The organism is Streptomyces sp. 13-12-16 (genome assembly GCF_002114215.1).
Lineage (GTDB): Bacteria > Actinomycetota > Actinomycetes > Streptomycetales > Streptomycetaceae > Streptomyces.
The window spans coordinates 8,465-9,909 of the sequence record NZ_NCTE01000729.1; the positions used below are offsets into that span (position 1 = coordinate 8,465).

At 72.1% G+C, this 1,445-nt stretch carries 2 protein-coding genes and 1 pseudogene; all 3 read right to left on the reverse strand.

What is annotated here, in order from left to right; genetic code table 11:
• Window positions 1-54: 54 nt before the first annotated feature.
• The gene (locus B7767_RS27340; RefSeq protein WP_085574513.1) at window positions 55-525 is read right to left on the reverse strand and encodes a DUF6099 family protein; all 471 of its coding nucleotides are present in this window, start codon (window positions 523-525) and stop codon (window positions 55-57) included.
• Window positions 526-674: 149 nt separating this feature from the next.
• Entirely contained in the window at window positions 675-1,022 is a 348-nt protein-coding gene (locus B7767_RS27345) for a nucleotide pyrophosphohydrolase (protein ID WP_085574512.1), read from the reverse strand.
• Window positions 1,015-1,445: pseudogene (locus B7767_RS27350) on the reverse strand (ATP-binding protein); the annotation flags it as partial. The pseudogene B7767_RS27350 and the gene B7767_RS27345, both read right to left, overlap by 8 nt.

Consider the following 1,445-nt stretch of genomic DNA (forward strand, 5'->3'; position numbering starts at 1 on the left):
CCAGGCCCTTGAGGCACTGGGGGAGGCACGAGTGCCCGCGGATCGCGGGGGGGGTCAGCCGGCTTCTCGTTGGGGTAGGGGGTCTTCGCGGTCCGTGAGTTTGCGGAGCATTTCCTGGACCCGGTCGCGGGACTCGTCCGCCGCGTCGATGGCCTCCATGCACTGCCAGTACGTCGCCTCGTCGTCCGCGGAGCAGGCGAGGCCCACCAGGGCGATGCCGACCTCGCCGAGCAGGCCGCCGAGGTGCATCAGGACCGGGCGGGGTTCGCCCAGCTCGGTGAGCTGAGCCGCGCGCGGTCCGCCCGGGCCGAGTTCCGGCGTGCCCAGCACTCCGCAGCCGCGGCCCGCCAGTTCGACCAGTCCCAGTGCCTCTCCGCGCAGTTCGGGCGGGCCGACGACGGCGAGGCGGCTCCCTGTCGCCTGCGCCAGGGCCTGCGCCTGCCACACCTCGGTCAGCAGCTCCCGTACGCCGCCGCTCGCGGCCAGGGCGCGCCTGCTTGTCACGATGAGCCGCACAGCGTCCATGCGCTGCCCCCGTCTGTCCGACGCGCTGCCCACGCGTCCGCATCCGTTGAACTCCCTGGTTCACTACCCAGAGTGAGGGTGTGTGAGACAAAAAGCCAGAGGAAGACCGAAATCTGCGGACAACGAATCGAACAGAGCCCACTTTTCACTTACGGAGAGTGACCGGGCGACTCTTCCGTCGGGAACCTGTGCTCGTTGCGGTCGATCTTCGCGGCCAGCGCGGCCAGCGGATCGACACCCAGCACCTCGCAGAACTGGAGCAGATACGCGAGGACATCGGCGACCTCGTCGTTCACGCGGTGCGCGGTGTCCGGGTCGTCCATGACGCGGGCGGACTCCTCGGCCGTCAACCACTGGAATATCTCGAGGAGTTCGGAGGCCTCCACGCTGAGCGCGGCGGCGAGGTTCTTGGGCGTGTGGTACGGCTGCCAGTTCCGCGCGGCGGCGAACTCGACGAGCCGGTGCCGGAGCCCCGCGAGGTCGTACGGATCAGTCACGGTCCAGGTGTACCACCGTCACCCCGCTCACCCCCGCCGCCCAGGAGGCATCACTCACCGTGCCCGCCAGCCGGATGTGCCCGCGCTCGCACATCCGCGCCGCCAGGCGCAGCAGCTCGCCCCGCTGTTCCGGGTCCAGCGCCCGGTCCAGCCCGTCGGCGAGGACCGTGAGGGTCTGGAGCGCGGCCGGGACCTCGCCGGGCGCGTCGACCTCCAGCACGCCGGGGCCGGTGAGCAGCACCAGGGCGAGGGCGGTGTACCGCAGCTCGCCGTCGCCGAGGCGGCGCAGGTCGGTACGGGTGCCGTCGCCCCGGTCGAGGAGGGCGCGGACCAGCCGGCCGGTGTCGTACGGCTCGGCGAGCAGGTCGGTGACCGGCCCGGCGCATCCGGCGCGCACCGCCGCCACGAGGAGGGCGTGCCGGC

Excerpts from the sequence above, each read along its gene's own strand:
- B7767_RS27340 (WP_085574513.1), bottom strand. The coding sequence starts at position 525 with ATGGACGCTGTGCGGCTCATCGTGACAAGCAGGCGCGCCCTGGCCGCG.